The following is a 15072-nucleotide window of genomic DNA, read 5'->3' as shown; positions in this document are numbered from 1 at the left end:
TCCCGCGACCGAGCGGCAGGAAGGGCTCCACGCGGCAGGAGGACGGCACGTGGCCGCGGTGTCGGCCGGAGGCCGACGGTGTCAGCTGAAGACGGACCTGCGCTGCAGGAGCAGCTGGTAGATCGAGTGCTGGATGGTCTCCCGGACCTGGTCGGTCAGGTTGAACACCAGCATCGGGTCCTCGGCGGCGGCCGGGCCGTAGTGCGCCGTCTCGATCGGCTCGCCGAAGGCGATCAGCCACTTCGACGGCAGCGGCACCAGCCCGAGCGGGCCGAGCGCGGGGAAGGTCGGCGTCACCGGGAAGTACGGCAGCCCGAGCAGCCGCGCGAGGGTCTTCGCGTTGCCGACCATCGGGTAGATCTCCTCGGCGCCCACGATGGCGCAGGGGACGATCGGCTTGCCGGTGCGCAGAGCCGCCGTGACGAAACCGCCCCGGCCGAACCGCTGCAGCGTGTACCGGTCGCGGAACGGCTTGCCGATGCCCTTGAACCCCTCGGGGAAGACGCCCACCAGCTCGTCGGCGCACAGCAGCCGCTCGGCGTCCTCGCTGCAGGCCAGCGTGGCGCCGAACTTGCGGGCCAGCGACCCGACGAAGGGCAGGTCGAAGACCAGGTCGGCGCCGAGCAGCCGGAACCGCCGCTGCGCCGGGTGGTCGTCGTGCAGCGCCACGGTCGCCATGAGCGCGTCGACGGGCAGCGTGCCGGAGTGGTTGGCGACCACCAGCGCCCCGCCGTCGGTGGGCACGTTCTCGATGCCGTGGGTCTCGACGCGGAACCACCGGTTGAACAGCGGCCGCAGCACCGGCAGGAGCACGTGGTCGGTGAGGTCGGTGTCGAAGCCGAACTCGTCCGTCTCGTACTCGCCGGTCAGGCGGCGGCGGAGGAACTCCAGGCCGCCGGCGACCTGCTCGTCCCAGCTCGGGTCCGACGGCGGCGGGACGTGCGGCCGGCCGTCGTCGTCGGGGCGCAGCCGGATGACGCGGGCCTCAGGCATCGCGCACCGCCCGCAGTCCCGGCGGGGCCGGCGTCGGCCGCAGCCGGCCCTGCACCGTCGTCCCCACGGAGGAGGCGACCGACCCGGCCCGCGCGACCAGCCCGCGGGCCCGGTCGGTCGCCTCGCCGACCAGGGCCGGCGGGACCACCGGCGGGACGGTGCGCGCGTAGTCGGCCAGCGCCTCGGCGGTCGTGTAGCGGGGGGTGTAGCCGAACTCGGTGCGCAGCACGGTCGTGTCCACGACCCGGCCGAAGTTGAGGAAGCGCATCTGCTCCGGGGAGTAGTCGACGTAGCCGAAGCGGCGGGTGAGCCGGCCGAGGGAGCCCAGCGCCGGCGAGGGCACCGGCAGCTGCAGCCGGCCCAGCCGGCGGATGACCTGGGACAGCAGCAACGTGCCCCCTCCCCCGACGTTCACCGTCCCCGCGAAGTCCCCGGTCGTGGCGCGGGTGAGGACGCCGAGGGCGTCGTCCTCGTGCAGCAGCTGCACGCGCGCGTCGTAGCCGAGGGCGGTGGGGACGACGGGCATGCGCAGGAACCCGGTGAGCACCGAGTCGATGCGCGGGCCGATGAAGTTGGTGAACCGCAGGACGGCGACCCCGACGTCGGGACGGCGGCGCGCGAAGGACCGCACGTAGCCCTCGATGTCGAGGCTGTCCTTGGCGAACCCGCCCGACGGCACCCGGCGCGCCTGCATCGCCTCGGTGAAGACGGCGGGGTCGCGCGGGGAGGCGCCGTAGACGGCGCTGGTCGACTTGAGCACCAGCCGGCGCACCGAGGGCGCGCGCTGGCAGGCGGCGAGGAGCTGCATCGTCCCGATGACGTTGAGCTCCTTCATCGGCCCCCGCCCGCCGGACCCGGCGGGCGTGGAACTGATGTTCATGTGCACGACGGTGTCGACCGCCGCGGTGCTGATGACCTTGCCGATCAGCGGGTTGCGGATGTCGGCACGCACGAACTCGGTGCGGCCGAGGCGGCGGAGCAGCTCCGCGGACGGGGGGACGGTGTCGACCCCGATGACCCGGTCGATGGACGGGTCGCGAGCGAGCTCGGCCGCCAGCGCACCCCCGAGCCACCGGCTGACACCGGTGACGAGGACGACGGCAGGCGGCACGAGCGTCAGCTCACTTCTTGTTGCGACGCTGCACGCGGGTCTTCTTCAGGAGCTTGCGGTGCTTCTTCTTCGCCATCCGCTTGCGGCGCTTCTTGATGACCGAACCCATGTCCTGCTCCCGACGTCGTTGCCGCGTGTCGCGCCGGGGACCGCTGGTTCGGAACCGGACGCCACGCGAGTGTGGATCAGCTCGTGTGCGACGGCTCCGGCCGGGGCCGGGGTGTCGCTCGGCGCCCGAGCCTACCCGGCGCCCCCGCGGCGACGCTGCCGCGGGAACCGGGCCGGATGGATCTCCCCCTGGCGAGGGGGTGGAACGGCCCCTCCGCAGGGGCCTGGCGAGGTGCTGGAACGGCCTTCCTGCCGGGGCCCGCGCCGGACGGAGCGAGGCGTGGGGGCAGGGAGGTCCTCCGTCAGGCGATGTCGGTGTAGGCGTCGCGCAGGTAGTCCTGGACGGCGCGCTCGGGGACGCGGAAGGAGCGGCCGACGCGGACGGCGGACAGCTCGCCGGCGTGCACGAGGCGGTACACGGTCATCTTGGAGACGCGCATCATGCTGGCGACCTCGGCGACGGTCAGGAAGGTGACCGCGGCGCGCGGCTGCGGGACGGCCGGGCGGCCGACGGGCATCGCGGCGGGGTGGGCCGGGCCGACGGGGCGCGCGACGGCGGCGGCCGGCATCGGGCGGGCCATGGGCCGCGGGCCGGGGACGGCCGGGCGGACGTAAGCGGCGTTGGTGCGCTGGGGCATGGTCATGATCAGCTCTCCGGACCTAGCACGCGTCGGGCGTCGGCTTCCCCACCGACTACGGGACACGCACGTGCTGACACAGAGAGTAGGGGGACCCGCGTGACGGAAGCGATGGAAGAAACGGACACGGGGAACGGTCCGTCCCTGGCAGAACTACACCTATGCAACTCGCTTCACAGCCGTATCGGCGCGTCTCCACGTCGCCGTGTCGACACCGTGACGCAGCGTCCCCCCACTCCGGTCACGGGCGGGTTACCGTCACCGGCTCCCGTCGGTCCGGCCGAGCTCCACCGAGCGCCGGGCGGCCGCCTCGATGGCCGCGATGAGCGCCGAGCGCACCGAGTGCCGCTCCAGCTCCCGGATGCCGGCGATGGTGGTGCCGCCGGGGCTGCTCACCGCGTCCCGCAGCTGGGCCGGGTGCTCCCCCGACTCGCGCAGCATCACCGCTGACCCCAGCGCCGTCTGCACCACCAGCTCGGTGGTGAGCGCCCGCGGCAGGCCGAGCAGCACGCCGGCGTCGACCATCGCCTCGACGAGGTAGAAGAAGTAGGCGGGCCCGCTGCCGGACAGCGCCGTCACCGCGTCCTGCTGGTACTCGGGCACCCGCGCCACCCGGCCGACGGTGGACAGCAGCGCCTCGGCCTCGTCCAGCTCCGCCTCGCCCGCCGACGCCCCGGCCGACAGCACGCTCATCCCCTCGTCGACCAGCGCCGGGGTGTTGGGCATGACCCGCACCACCGGCACGCCGGCCGGCAGCGCCGCCTCGATGGTGGCGGTGGCGATGCCGGCGGCGATGCTCACCACCAGGTGCCCGGGGTCCACCGACGGCGCCAGCCGCTCCAGCAGCGCCGGCAGGTCCTGCGGCTTGACCGCCAGGAGCAGCACCCGCGCGCGGGCGGCCGCCTCCTCGATCCCGACGACGTCGATCCCGTAGCGGGTGGCGAGCTCGCGGCCACGCTCCGGGTGCCGCTCGCAGACGACCACACCGTCCGGGCCCTGCCTCTTCACCAGCCCGGCCAGCAGCGCCTCGCCCATCTTGCCGCCGCCGTAGACCGCCAGGCCCTGCCGCTGTGCCATCCCGTTCTCCCAGCTCTCGGTGTGCTCCGGACGCCGCATCGACCCCGCGTCGGACGGTAGTGCGCGCGGGTGTGCCGCCTCCCGGTGCCGGGTAGCCGCGCCCGCATGGCAGGAGAACTGGACGGGATGAAAGTGGCCGTGCTCGCGACCGACGGCGTCGAGCAGGTCGAGCTGGAACGGCCGTGGCAGGCGCTGGAGGACGCCGGGGCCGAGCCGGAGCTGGTGTCACTGGAGAGCGGCAGCATCACGATGTACCAGCACATCGACAAGGGCGACACGAGGAAGGTGGACACGACCGTCGCCTCGGCCGACCCCGAGGACTACGCGGCGCTGGTCCTGCCCGGCGGCGTCATCAACGGCGACTTCGTCCGGGCCGACGCCGACGCCGTCGCCTTCGTGAAGGCGTTCTTCGACGCGGACAAGCCGGTCGCGGCGATCTGCCACGCGCCGTGGGTGCTGGCGGAGGCCGACGTCGTCCGGGGCCGGCGGATGACGTCGTGGCCGTCGCTGCAGACCGACCTGCGCAACGCGGGCGCGAAGTGGGTCGACGAGGAGGTCGTCGTCGACGGCAACCTGGTCACCAGCCGCGAGCCCGACGACCTCGACGCGTTCACCGCGGCGATCGTCGAGCAGTTCGGCCAGGCCGGTGCTGACGGGGTCGACGAGGACGAGTGACGCGCCGCCGGGCTGCCCGGCGGCCCCTCAGGTGCCGGCGAGCAGCCCGGCGGCCGGGGCGATGGTGAGCAGCGTCCCGGCGAACACGAGGACGGCGACCAGCCGCAGCCCGGTGGGCTCGCGGCCGGTGCGCTGCCGCCAGGCGCCCACGCCGGCGACCAGGCCGGTCACCGCGAGCGGGGCGAGGACCACCGCGACCTGCGGCACCTGCTCCCAGACGACGGTGGCCAGGAAGTAGATGCCGACGCCGGCGGCCAGCGCCAGGACCAGCTCACCGGCGAAGCGCAGCCAGGCCAGTGCGCCCTCCTTGGCGCCGAGCGGCTCGTCGAGGACCTCGGTCTCCCCGGCGCGGGCGACCGGGATCGGGCCGGTGGCGGGCGCGGGCTCCGCCGAGGCGCCGGGGACGCCGGGCTTGCGGGAGGGCCGGATGCCCGGGATGGCCGCGGTCGACGGCTCGGCGGGTCCGCGCCCGTCCCCGGCCGGCGCCCCCGCGACGCGGCCGGTGTCCCGGGTCCTGCCGGCCCTCTCGGCGGCCTTCTCGGCCCTGCCCGCCCTCTCGGCCCGGGCGGCCGCCTTCTCCGCCGCCCGGTCCCGCGCGGGGCGGCCGGTGTCGGCGACCGGCCCCGTGTCGGGGGACGGCCGGCCGGCCCCGGGGACCCGGCCGGTGTCGCCGGCGCGGCGGCCGGGGTTGGGGCCGTCCTCGGCGTCGGGGTCCCGGCGGCGCTGCTTGATCGGGATGTCCCCGGTGTCGCCCCGGCGCCGGCGCACGCTGCGCGGTGCCTCGATGCCGGCCTCGCGCAGGATGTCGGCCAGCGGCCGGCCGCCGGTCTCCGGGCCGCGCCCGGGATCGGGGTCCCTGCGGGGCTGTGCCATCACGCGCCTCCCAAGGAGTCCAGTCGCCGCAGGATGACGCCCTCGCGCAGCGCCCACGGACAGATCTTGACGGAGGGTAGTTCCAGCGCCTGCATGGCCGCCTGCGCCACCACGGCACCGGCCGGCACCTGGTGGGCGCGGTCGGGCGACACGCCGCGCAGCTCGGCGAGGCTGCGCGCCTCGATGCGGGACACGAAGCCGATCAGCTGGCCGAGGCCGTCCAGGGTGAGCTCGCGCGGCACCCGCAGGCCGGCCGAGTAGGGCGCCGCGCCGGTCAGCCGGGCCAGCGTGCGGAAGGTCTTGCTCGTCGCCGCCACGAGGTCCGGCGCGCCGGCGCCGCGCAGCTTCCTCGCCGCCGGCTTGAGCACGTCGGCCGCGTGCTCGCGCAGCGCGCCGAGGGCGGCCAGGTCGGGCCGGCCGCCCTCGGCGGCGTCCTGCAGGAAGCGGCGGGTCATCCGCCCGGCGCCCAGCGGCACGGACAGCGCGACGTCGGGGTCCTCGTCGACGCCGCTGGCCAGCTCCAGCGAGCCGCCGCCGATGTCGAGGACCAGCAGCCGGCCCGCGCTCCACCCGTACCAGCGGCGGACGGCGAGGAAGGTCAGCCGCGCCTCCTCCTCGCCGCTGGTCACCTGCAGCTCGACGCCGGTCTGCGCGCGGACGCGGTCGAGCACCTCCATGCCGTTGACCGCCTCGCGGATGGCCGAGGTGACCAGCGCGAGGACCTCGTCACAGCCCTGCTCCTCGGCCCGCCGGCAAGCCTTGCGCACGGCGGCGACCAGCGCCTTCTCCCCGGTCCTGGAGAGGACGTCGTCCTTGCCGACGTGCTCGGCCAGGCGCAGGACCGCGCGGTCGTCGTAGGTCGGGGTGGGGTGGCCGCCGCGGTGGGCGTCCACCACGAGCAGGTGGACGGTGTTCGAGCCGACGTCCAGCACCCCGAGCCGCATGCGGTCAGTCTGCCGGGCGGGCCGTCCCTAGGCTGGACCGGTGCAGGACGTACCGCCGGAGGTCGACCCGGACTTCGCCCGCGAGTGGATCGAGTTCCCGGACCCGGCCGACCCGCGGCACGTCGTCCGCGCCGACCTGACCTGGCTGTCCTCGGCCTGGACCTGCGTGTTCGGCCGCGGCTGCGCCGGTGTCGTCGAGGGCCGGGCCGACGACGGCTGCTGCAGCCACGGCGCGTTCTTCAGCGACGAGGACGACCTCGCCCGGGTGACCGCCGCCGTCGCCGACCTCGCCGACGAGGACTGGCAACTCGCGCCGCTCGGCCGCGGCGCCTGGACCGAGGAGGACTCCGCCGACGACGCGGCCCCCGAGGAGGGCGGCGTCCGCTCCCTGCGCACCCGCCTGGTCGACGGCGCCTGCGTCTTCCTCAACCGCCCCGGCTTCCCGGGCGGCACCGGCTGCGCGCTGCACCGGATGGCGCTGCGGGAGAAACTGCACCCGCTGCTCACCAAGCCCGACGTCTGCTGGCAGCTGCCGGTGCGCCGCGAGCAGGAGGAGGTCGAGCGGCCCGACGGGACGACGGTCCTGGTCAGCACGATCGGCGAGTTCGACCGACGCGGCTGGGGCCCGGGCGGCGCCGACCTGCACTGGTGGTGCACCGGCTCGCCGGCCGCGCACGTCTCCCCCGAGCCGCTGGTGGCCACCTACGCCGCCGAGCTCACCAGCCTGCTCGGCCCGGCCGCCTACGCCGAGCTGCGCCGGCTCACCGAGGCCCGGCTGGACCTCGGCCTGGTCGCCCCGCACCCGGCCAGCCCGGCGCCGGTGCCCCTCCCGCTGCCCCGGCTGCGGCCCGGCGCCTGAGGGCACTCCCCCGCCCGGGTGCGGCGGGGGCCGGATCGGCACCGCCCGCCACTACCCTGCTGGGGACGACCGCGACGACCGGACGGCGAGGACTGTGAGCGACGGACAGGCGGCGAGCCCCCGCGCGCGCCCGGCGGGGTCGTCGGCCAGCGGGCGGGCGCAGGAGAACGCGCTGCTGGTCCTCCTGCGCATCCCGGTGTTCCGCCGCATGTGGGCGGCTATCACCGTCTCCAGCCTCGGCGACTGGCTGGGCCTGCTGGCCACCACGGCGATGGCCCAGCAGCTCACCCGCGACGAGTCGCTCGGCGTCCAGGGCGCGGCGATCTCCGGCGTCATCCTCACCCGGCTGCTGCCCGACCTGCTCCTCGGCCCGATCGCCGGCGCCCTGGCCGACCGGCTCGACCGCCGCACCACCGTCGTCGTCGGTGACCTGCTGGCCTGCTCGCTGTACCTGTCGATCGCCTTCAGCTACGAGCTGACCTGGCTCTACGTGGCCCAGTTCCTCGTCGAGGCGGTGGGGCTGTTCACCAACCCGGCCAAGCAGGCGATCTGGGTGGCGATCGTGCCGCGCGAGCGGCTGGCCGTGGCCAACCAGGTGTCGCTGTTCAGCGTCTACGGCGCGGTGCCCGTGGCGTCGCTGCTGTTCGCCCTGCTGTCCACCGTCGCGCGCGTGTTCCCCGGCAGCGGCGAGGCGGGCGACGCGCGGACGGCGATCGTCGTCGCCCTGCTGTTCAACTCGGCGAGCTTCGCCCTGTCGGCCACCACGGTGCTCCTGTCCCGGCGGCTCATCCCGCGGACGCCCGTCGACCGGCAGTCGTCGTCGAACGTGTTCTCCCTCGTCGTCGAGGGCGTCTCCTTCCTGCGGGGGCAGCCGCTGATGCGCGCGCTGTACGTCGGCGTCATCGGCGCGTTCGGGGCGGGCGGGCTGATCATCGGCGTGGCGCAGCTCTACATCGCCACCCTGGACGCCGGCGCCGCCGGTTACGGCGTGGTGTTCGGCATCGTCTTCACCGGCCTGGCCCTCGGCATGCTGGTCGGGCCGCGGATCCTGCCCACGGTCCCCCGGCGCAGCCTGTTCGCCCGCTCCATTGGCCTGGCCGGGATCGCGCTGCTGGCGATGTCCCTGCTGCAGGACTTCGTCCTCGCCACCATGGCGGCGTTCCTCGTCGGCCTGTTCGCCGGGATCTCCTGGATCATCGGCTACACGCTCATCGGCTACGAGGTCGAGGACCGGCTGCGCGGCCGGGTGTTCGCCTTCGTCGTGTCGTCGGTGCGCATCGTCCTGCTGCTGTCGGTCGCCGTCGGCCCGGGCCTGGCCGGCCTGCTCGGCAACCACGACCTGCGCGTGGGCGAGCTGATGCTCAGCCTCACCGGGCCGGGCCTCACGCTGCTGATCGGCGGCGTCCTCGCGCTGCTGGTGAGCGCCTACGCCGTCCGCCAGGTCGTCCCGCGCGGCCGGCCGGGCACCCGACCCCGCGACGTGTTCCGGCTGCTGTGGGGCAGCTCGGACATCCTGTCGGCCTCGGCCAGCGGCACCGGCCTGTTCGTCGTCGTCGAGGGCGCCGACCGCGACCTCACCCGCCGGTACACCGCCGAGCTCGCCCAGGTGCTGCGCGACTGCGGCTGCCCGGTGGTGGCCACGCACGAGCCGAGCGACACGGCGCTGGGCCGGCAGGTCCGCACGCTGCTCTACCCGCCGGCGCCGGAGGTGCCCGGCGCGACCGACGGCGAGGGCCACCCGGTGGCCGCCTACACCGCGGCGCTGCTGGCGGCCGCCGACCGCGCCGAGCACGTGGCCACGGTCATCCGGCCGGCGCTGCAGCGGCGCGAGGTCGTGGTGTGCAACCACTACGTGGACACCTCGATCGCCTTCCACGGCGCCGGGCAGGGCCTGGACGCCGACCGCATCTTCCGCACCTCGCTGTGGGCCACCCGCGGCCTGCTGCCCGACCTCACCGTGGTCGTCGACTCCGCCGTCACCGCCCGTCCCGTCGACGCCGACGCCGACGCGGTGCGCGCGGCGTTCCTCGCCCAGGCCGAGGCCGCGCCCGACCGCTACGTCGTCGTACCGGGCGAGCTGCTCGGCGCCGACGGGGGCCCGGACGGCGACGGTCTGGTGTCGCGCGCGGTGCGGCGGAAGATCACCACGCTGGTCACCCAGCGCTATCCCGAGCTCGGCGAGCGTCCCGACGGCGCCGCCGGCGCGGCCGACCCGCCCGTCGGCGCCGCGCGGACCGGTACCGGGGGGATCACCGGAGGCTCCGTAGGCTGACCGGCGTGAGCGCCCCGGTGACCCCCGGCCCGGTGACATGGACCCCCGAGGACACCGAGGCGGTGGGGTGCTGCCTCTGCGGCGTCCCCGGCCGGCTCGTGCACGACCTCTCCCCGTTCGGCGTCGTCCGCTGCCCGTCCTGCGGCCTGGTGTTCGTCAGCCCCCGGCTGCGGCCGGAGGCGCTGCAGCGGCTCTACGACGACGTCGGCTACTTCGAGGGCGGCGTGTACGGCAGCGCCGTCGACGGGGCGGCGCAGGAGCCCCGCCGGTTCGACCCCGCGATGCTGCTGCAGCGCACCTGGACCGCCGGGCGGCTCACGCTGCTCGACCGGGTCCGGGGCCGCGCCGCCGGCGGCCGGCTGCTCGAGGTCGGCGCCGGCTACGGCCTGTTCCTCGACGCCGCGCGCCGGGCCGGCTGGCGGACCAGCGGGGTGGAGCTGTCCCGCACCGGGGCGAAGCACGCCACCGAGGTGCTCGGCCTGGACGTGTTCTGCGGCCAGCTCGCCGAGGCGCCACTGGAGCCGGGCTTCGACGTCGTCTGCGCGTGGGACACCGTCGAGCACGTGCCCGACCCGCTCGACTTCTGGCGCACCGCCCGCTCCCTCGTGGCCGACGACGGCGTCGTCCTGTTCTCCACGCCCTACGTCTCGTCGCTGCCGGCGCGGCTGCTCGGCACCCGCTGGTGGACGCTGAAGCCGGCCGAGCACATCTGGCACTTCACCCCGCGCACGCACGCGATGCTGCTGGCCCGCGCCGGGTTCGCGCTGACGCGGGTGGTCCGCAGCCCTCTCGCGCCGAGCAACGCCGGCCGGCTGGACTCCCTGGTCGGCGTCGCGCGCCCCGTCCCCCTGGCCTGACGCGCACGTGCGGGCGGGTCTCGACGGGCTGGTGCCCGCGGACCGCTTCGCCGGTGCCGTCCTGCAGTTCGGGACCCACGACCTCGGCGGCCGGACCCGTCCTGGGCGGCGGGTCCTGGGCGGCGGGTCCTAGGCGGCGGGGTCCTCGCCCGCCGGGACGAGCTCGACCCGGGCGCCGCCGGTGCGGAAGGTCTGCCGGTACGCCCGCGGTGAGACGCCGCGGCGGCGGCTGAACTGCTCGCGGAACCCGGCGGCGGTGCCGAAGCCGACCAGCCGGGCGATCTCCTCCACCGGGGCGTCGCTCTCCTCGAGCAGCGCCTCGGCCGCGGCCAGCCGCTGGGACAGCAGCCAGGCGTGCGGCGTCGTGCCGGTCGTGGCCTTGAACCGGCGGGCGAAGCTGCGCGGGCTCATCAGCGCGCGCCGGGCCAGCGCCTCGACGCTGATGTCCTCGGCCAGGTGCGCCCGGGCCCAGTCCAGGACGACGCCGAGCAGGTCGTCCTCGCAGCGGGCGACCGGCTCGTCGATGTACTGGGCCTGCCCGCCGTCGCGGTGCGGCGGCACGACCATCTCGCGCGCCAGGGCGTTGGCCGCCGCGGCGCCCCACTCCCGGCGGACGAGGTGCAGCAGGGCGTCCACGCCGCTCGCCGTCCCGGCGCCGGTGATGATCCGGCCCTCGTCGACGTAGAGGACCCGCGGGTCGACGTCGACCGACGGGTACCGGGCGGCCAGCTCGCCGGCGTACCGCCAGTGCGTGGTGGCGCGCTTGCCGTCGAGCAGCCCGGCCGCCGCGACGACGAAGGCGCCGGTGCAGTGGCTGACGATCTGGGCGCCGCGGGCGTGCACGGCGCGCAGCGCGTCGAGGACCGCCGGCGGGACGGGCGCGGACAGCTTCTCCCACGCGGTCACCAGCACGATGTCGGAGACGGCCAGCCGCTCGAGGCCGTGCTCGACGTACAGCGACAGCCCGGTGTCGGTGCGGACGACGCCCGGCCGGTCGGTGACGATCGCGAAGTCGAAGCGCGGCATGCCGAAGCGGCGGTAGTCGTAGCCGAAGACCTCGGCGGCGACGCCCAAGCCGAAGGCGCCGAGGACGCCGTCCCCGGCGAGCAGGCTGACGACGAGCGGGCGGTCGGATCCGGTCACGCGGACATGATGGCAGGAAAGACGCGATCCATGTCACCCCTGCCACTCGTCCCGGGTGCGGACCCGGAGCACGCTCCTCCCATGTTGCTGATCACCTGCCCCGTGACCCGGACCGACGAGCTGGTCGCCGAACGGCGCATCCGGTCGGTCGTCAACCACCCGACCCACATCGCGCTGGCGGTCGAGTGCCCCTCCTGCGGGAGCGTGCACGTCTACCGCACCGGCCGGCGCTGGGAGGCCGCGCGGGCCGCCGCGGCCGGCCAGGCCGCTCGACCTGCGGCGGAGCTCACCCACGCCTAGGATCGAACACATGAGCGAATCCAACGCGAACACCGGCCAGGCCGGCGACCCCACCGCCGAGAAGGACCCGTCGGACTGGGTGACCGGCGACGAGCCCGCCACCGGGGCGCAGAAGAGCTACCTCGGCACGCTGGCCCGCCAGGCCGGCGAGGACGTGCCGGAGGACATCACGAAGGCCGACGCGTCCCGGAAGATCGACGAGCTCCAGGAGGAGACCGGCCGGGGTCAGTGACCCTGGCCGGCCCCTTCCTCGACGGACGCCGGAGGCGGTCGCCGGGAGCGGAGGGCCCGCAGGGTCCTCCCTCGCGGCGACGGGAAGCGGCTCAGCGGCGGCCGGCCACCCGTCCTGGCCGCGGTGGAGGCCGGTGGGCCGACCGTGTCACTGCTCGAACTTGTAGCCCAGACCCCGCACCGTCACGAGGTGCTTGGGGTTGGCCGGGTCGGGCTCGATCTTGGCGCGCAGCCGCTTGACGTGGACGTCGAGGGTCTTGGTGTCGCCCACGTAGTCCGAGCCCCACACGCGGTCGATGAGCTGGCCGCGGGTCAGCACCCGCCCGGCGTTGCGCAGCAGCAGCTCGAGCAGGTCGAACTCCTTGAGCGGCAGCGCCACCGTCTCGCCGTCGACGGCGACCACGTGCCGCTCGACGTCCATCCGCACCGGGCCGACCTCCAGCGCGCCGTCGGCGGGGGCGTCGACGTCGCCGCGGCGGCGCAGCACCGCCCGGATCCGGGCGACCAGCTCGCGCGCCGAGTACGGCTTGGTGACGTAGTCGTCGGCGCCGAGCTCCAGGCCCACGACCTTGTCGACCTCGGAGTCCTTGGCCGTGAGCATGATGATCGGGACGTTGCTGCGGGAACGCAGTGCCCGGCACACCTCGGTGCCCGGCAGGCCGGGGAGCATGAGGTCGAGCAGGACGACGTCGGCGCCCGCGCGGTCGAACTCGGCCAGGGCGTCGGGGCCGGTCGCGGCGACGACCGCCTCGAACCCCTCCCGCCCGAGCATGTAGGACAGCGCGTCGGAGAAGGACTCCTCGTCCTCCACCACGAGCACTCGGGTCATGACCGTCCTTCCTGGAGGACCGGCGCCGCACCAGCGGCCGCGCCGGGAGCTTCGCGGCGGTCCTCGACCGCCAGGGGGATGCGCAGCGTGAAGGTGGAGCCGAGGCCCTCCTCGCTCCACACGCTGACCGAACCGCCGTGGTTGCTGGCCACGTGCTTGACGATCGCCAGCCCCAGACCGGTGCCGCCGGTGCTGCTCGCCCGCGACTGGTCCACGCGGTAGAAGCGCTCGAAGACCCGCTCCCGGTCGGCCCGCGGGATGCCGATGCCGCTGTCGGTGACGGCGATCTCGGCGAACCCGCCGCGCGCCCGCGCCCCGACGGCGATCTTCGTGTTCTCGGGGCTGTAGGCGACCGCGTTGGCCAGCAGGTTGGTGACCGCCGTCGTCAGCTGGGCCTCCACGCCCCGCACGACCAGCCCGTGGGCGCCGCCGACGGCGATCGTGATGCCCTTGGCCGCCGCGGCCAGGCCGGTGCGGTCGACGGCCTCGGCGAGCACCGTGTCGACGTCGACGGGCACGAGCTCGGGCAGCGGTTCGGCGCCCTGCAGGCGGGACAGGTCGATGAGCTCGCGCACGAGCCGGGCCAGCCGGTCGGCCTCGTGCGCCATCCGCGCGGCGAAGCGCTGGACGGTGTCCGGGTCGTCGGCGGCGCCCTGCATGGCCTCGGCGAGCAGGCCCAGCGCACCGACCGGCGTCTTCAGCTCGTGCCCGACGTTCGCGACGAAGTCGCGCCGGACCGCCTCGACCCGGCGGGCCTCGGTCACGTCCTGGAGGACAAGCGCCACGGGGCCGGGGACGGCCGAGGGCGCGACCTCGCCGGGCGGGGTGTCCAGCCGGACACCGTGCGCGCCGACCAGCCGCGTGCCGCCGCCGACGACCTCGCCGGGGAGGCTGACGTCCGAGCGCCGGTGCCCGCGGCGACGGACCTCCTTCACGAGGTCCTGCAGCGCGGGGACGACGAGCCGGCGCTCGCGGACGATCCCGAGTCCGCGCGCGGTCGGGTTGGCCACGACGACGGCGTCGTCCTTGTCCAGCAGGAGGACCGCGGGGTCCATGAGGTCGAGCAGCCGGCGGGCGAGCAGCGCCTCGGAGGGCGCGGTCCGGGCGTCGTCGTCGCCGGGGCGCTCGGTCCCGTCGGCGGGCCGGCGGACGAGCAGCACGACGACGGCCGCCACGACGGCGCCGACGACGAAGCCGGCCCCGAGGGCGACCAGCGTGCTCACGGGGCCGATGCTAGGCCGCGTCCGGACCCGGTCATCCCCCGTGTGAGTGGTGCCGCGACCGGGTAGGGCGACTGTTCACGCTGGGGTGCCCCCACGTTCACCGATCGGGCCCGTCCGGTGTCTCCTCACCGCCTACCCTCGAACCGTCAGGACGGCGCACCGAGCAGACGGTGTCCGGACGGCGGTACCCGGTGGACGGCCGGCCGACGAGGAGGACCCGTGCGCGAGCACTACCGCGAAGAGCTCGAGGACATCAACCACTGCCTGGTGGAGATGGCCAACTCCGTCGGGTCGGCGATGAACAAGGCCACGACCGCGCTGCTCGACGCCGACGTCGCACTGGCCGACCTGGTCATCGCCGGCGACGAGCACATCGACGCGGTGCGCGAGAGCATCGAGGAGCGCTGCTTCACCCTGCTCGCGCGTCAGCAGCCGGTCGCCACCGACCTGCGCACGGTCACCACGGCGATGCGGATCGTCGGCGACCTCGAGCGCATGGGCGACCTCGCCGTCCACGTGGCCAAGCTCGCCCGGATGCGCTTCCCGGAGTCCGCCGTCCCCGCCGAGGTGCGGCCGATCTTCCTCGAGGCCGGCCACGTCGCGCAGAGCCTGGTCACGCAGGTCGGCGCCGTCATCGCCAAGCTCGACGTCGAGGGCGCCGCGCAGCTGGAGAAGGACGACGACCTCATGGACCAGCTGCACCGCCAGCTGTTCACCGAGCTGCTCAGCCCCGGCTGGACGCACGGCATGGAGTCGGCCATCGACATCACCCTGCTCGGCCGCTACTACGAGCGCTTCGCCGACCACGCCGTGAGCGTCGCCCGCCGGGTGGTCTTCCTCGTCACCGGCGAGCGGGACATGCAGGCGGTCTGACCCCACCCTCCACGCACGAGGGCCTCCCCACCGCCGGCGGTGGGGAGGCCCTCTGCACATCGTCGC

17 protein-coding genes are annotated in these 15072 nt (G+C 75.1%); 7 read left to right on the top strand and 10 right to left on the bottom strand.

The window, feature by feature from the left end:
* Positions 1-81 precede the first annotated feature (81 nt).
* The 5 genes from ACFO3M_RS09755 to proC form a co-directional block, all read right to left on the bottom strand.
* Positions 82-993, bottom strand: coding sequence for a lysophospholipid acyltransferase family protein (locus ACFO3M_RS09755; RefSeq protein ID WP_387988386.1), 912 nt, complete (start codon positions 991-993; stop codon positions 82-84).
* Positions 986-2104, bottom strand: coding sequence for an NAD-dependent epimerase/dehydratase family protein (locus ACFO3M_RS09750; protein WP_387988385.1), 1119 nt, complete (start codon positions 2102-2104; stop codon positions 986-988). Before ACFO3M_RS09750 ends, ACFO3M_RS09755 begins: the two co-directional genes overlap by 8 nt.
* 10 nt (positions 2105-2114) lie before the next feature.
* Positions 2115-2213, bottom strand: coding sequence for a 30S ribosomal protein bS22 (locus ACFO3M_RS09745; protein WP_012854759.1), 99 nt, complete (start codon positions 2211-2213; stop codon positions 2115-2117).
* A gap of 301 nt (positions 2214-2514) precedes the next feature.
* On the bottom strand, positions 2515-2856 hold the full coding sequence (locus ACFO3M_RS22745) for a helix-turn-helix domain-containing protein (protein ID WP_456901439.1): 342 nt from the start codon (positions 2854-2856) through the stop codon (positions 2515-2517).
* A 252-nt stretch (positions 2857-3108) separates the two neighbouring features.
* Positions 3109-3927, bottom strand: a complete 819-nt coding sequence (gene proC, locus ACFO3M_RS09735; protein WP_387988384.1) for a pyrroline-5-carboxylate reductase — start codon at positions 3925-3927, stop codon at positions 3109-3111.
* Between the two features lie 105 nt (positions 3928-4032).
* Here proC and ACFO3M_RS09730 point away from each other — a divergent pair, with 105 nt between their 5' ends.
* Positions 4033-4602, top strand: a complete 570-nt coding sequence (locus ACFO3M_RS09730; protein WP_387988383.1) for a type 1 glutamine amidotransferase domain-containing protein — start codon at positions 4033-4035, stop codon at positions 4600-4602.
* Between the two features lie 27 nt (positions 4603-4629).
* On the opposite strand, the gene ACFO3M_RS09725 is transcribed toward ACFO3M_RS09730, so the two are convergent.
* Together ACFO3M_RS09725 and ACFO3M_RS09720 are read right to left on the bottom strand one after the other, a co-directional pair.
* The gene (locus ACFO3M_RS09725) at positions 4630-5475 is read right to left on the bottom strand and encodes a hypothetical protein (RefSeq protein WP_387988382.1); all 846 of its coding nucleotides are present in this window, start codon (positions 5473-5475) and stop codon (positions 4630-4632) included.
* The gene (locus ACFO3M_RS09720) at positions 5475-6419 is read right to left on the bottom strand and encodes a Ppx/GppA family phosphatase (protein ID WP_387988381.1); all 945 of its coding nucleotides are present in this window, start codon (positions 6417-6419) and stop codon (positions 5475-5477) included. Before ACFO3M_RS09720 ends, ACFO3M_RS09725 begins: the two co-directional genes overlap by 1 nt.
* A gap of 40 nt (positions 6420-6459) precedes the next feature.
* Between ACFO3M_RS09720 and ACFO3M_RS09715 the strand changes: the two genes are divergently transcribed.
* The 3 genes from ACFO3M_RS09715 to ACFO3M_RS09705 all read left to right on the top strand — a co-directional run bounded on the left by ACFO3M_RS09715 (position 6460) and on the right by ACFO3M_RS09705 (position 10407).
* Positions 6460-7278 carry a DUF3109 family protein gene (locus ACFO3M_RS09715; protein ID WP_387988380.1) on the top strand — a complete coding sequence of 273 codons (819 nt, stop codon included), beginning with the start codon at positions 6460-6462 and terminating at the stop codon, positions 7276-7278.
* A gap of 94 nt (positions 7279-7372) precedes the next feature.
* A complete protein-coding gene (locus ACFO3M_RS09710; RefSeq protein WP_387988379.1) occupies positions 7373-9550 on the top strand; it encodes a bifunctional MFS transporter/dTMP kinase in 2178 nt (725 codons plus the stop codon).
* 5 nt (positions 9551-9555) lie between these two features.
* A complete protein-coding gene (locus tag ACFO3M_RS09705) occupies positions 9556-10407 on the top strand; it encodes a class I SAM-dependent methyltransferase (protein WP_387988378.1) in 852 nt (283 codons plus the stop codon).
* A gap of 129 nt (positions 10408-10536) precedes the next feature.
* Here the strand turns inward: ACFO3M_RS09705 and ACFO3M_RS09700 are convergent, their stop codons facing one another.
* Positions 10537-11550, bottom strand: a complete 1014-nt coding sequence (locus tag ACFO3M_RS09700) for a helix-turn-helix domain-containing protein (RefSeq protein ID WP_387988377.1) — start codon at positions 11548-11550, stop codon at positions 10537-10539.
* An 81-nt stretch (positions 11551-11631) separates the two neighbouring features.
* Here ACFO3M_RS09700 and ACFO3M_RS09695 point away from each other — a divergent pair, with 81 nt between their 5' ends.
* Both ACFO3M_RS09695 and ACFO3M_RS09690 read left to right on the top strand, forming a co-directional pair.
* Positions 11632-11850, top strand: coding sequence for a hypothetical protein (locus tag ACFO3M_RS09695; RefSeq protein WP_387988376.1), 219 nt, complete (start codon positions 11632-11634; stop codon positions 11848-11850).
* 10 nt (positions 11851-11860) lie between these two features.
* A complete protein-coding gene (locus ACFO3M_RS09690) occupies positions 11861-12082 on the top strand; it encodes a DUF3072 domain-containing protein (RefSeq protein ID WP_387988375.1) in 222 nt (73 codons plus the stop codon).
* Between the two features lie 147 nt (positions 12083-12229).
* Here the strand turns inward: ACFO3M_RS09690 and ACFO3M_RS09685 are convergent, their stop codons facing one another.
* Positions 12230-12910 carry a winged helix-turn-helix domain-containing protein gene (locus ACFO3M_RS09685; protein WP_387988374.1) on the bottom strand — a complete coding sequence of 227 codons (681 nt, stop codon included), beginning with the start codon at positions 12908-12910 and terminating at the stop codon, positions 12230-12232.
* Positions 12907-14133 (bottom strand): sensor histidine kinase, encoded by a 1227-nt coding sequence (locus ACFO3M_RS09680; protein ID WP_387988373.1) that lies wholly within the window; start codon positions 14131-14133, stop codon positions 12907-12909. The genes ACFO3M_RS09685 and ACFO3M_RS09680 overlap by 4 nt, the downstream gene beginning before the upstream one ends.
* A 219-nt stretch (positions 14134-14352) precedes the next feature.
* Between ACFO3M_RS09680 and phoU the strand changes: the two genes are divergently transcribed.
* Positions 14353-15006, top strand: a complete 654-nt coding sequence (gene phoU / locus ACFO3M_RS09675; protein ID WP_387988372.1) for a phosphate signaling complex protein PhoU — start codon at positions 14353-14355, stop codon at positions 15004-15006.
* Positions 15007-15072: the final 66 nt, after the last annotated feature.

It is taken from the genome of Geodermatophilus arenarius, from assembly GCF_042654585.1.
GTDB lineage: Bacteria > Actinomycetota > Actinomycetes > Mycobacteriales > Geodermatophilaceae > Geodermatophilus > Geodermatophilus arenarius.
This window is presented reverse-complemented; position numbering and strand designations above follow the sequence as displayed.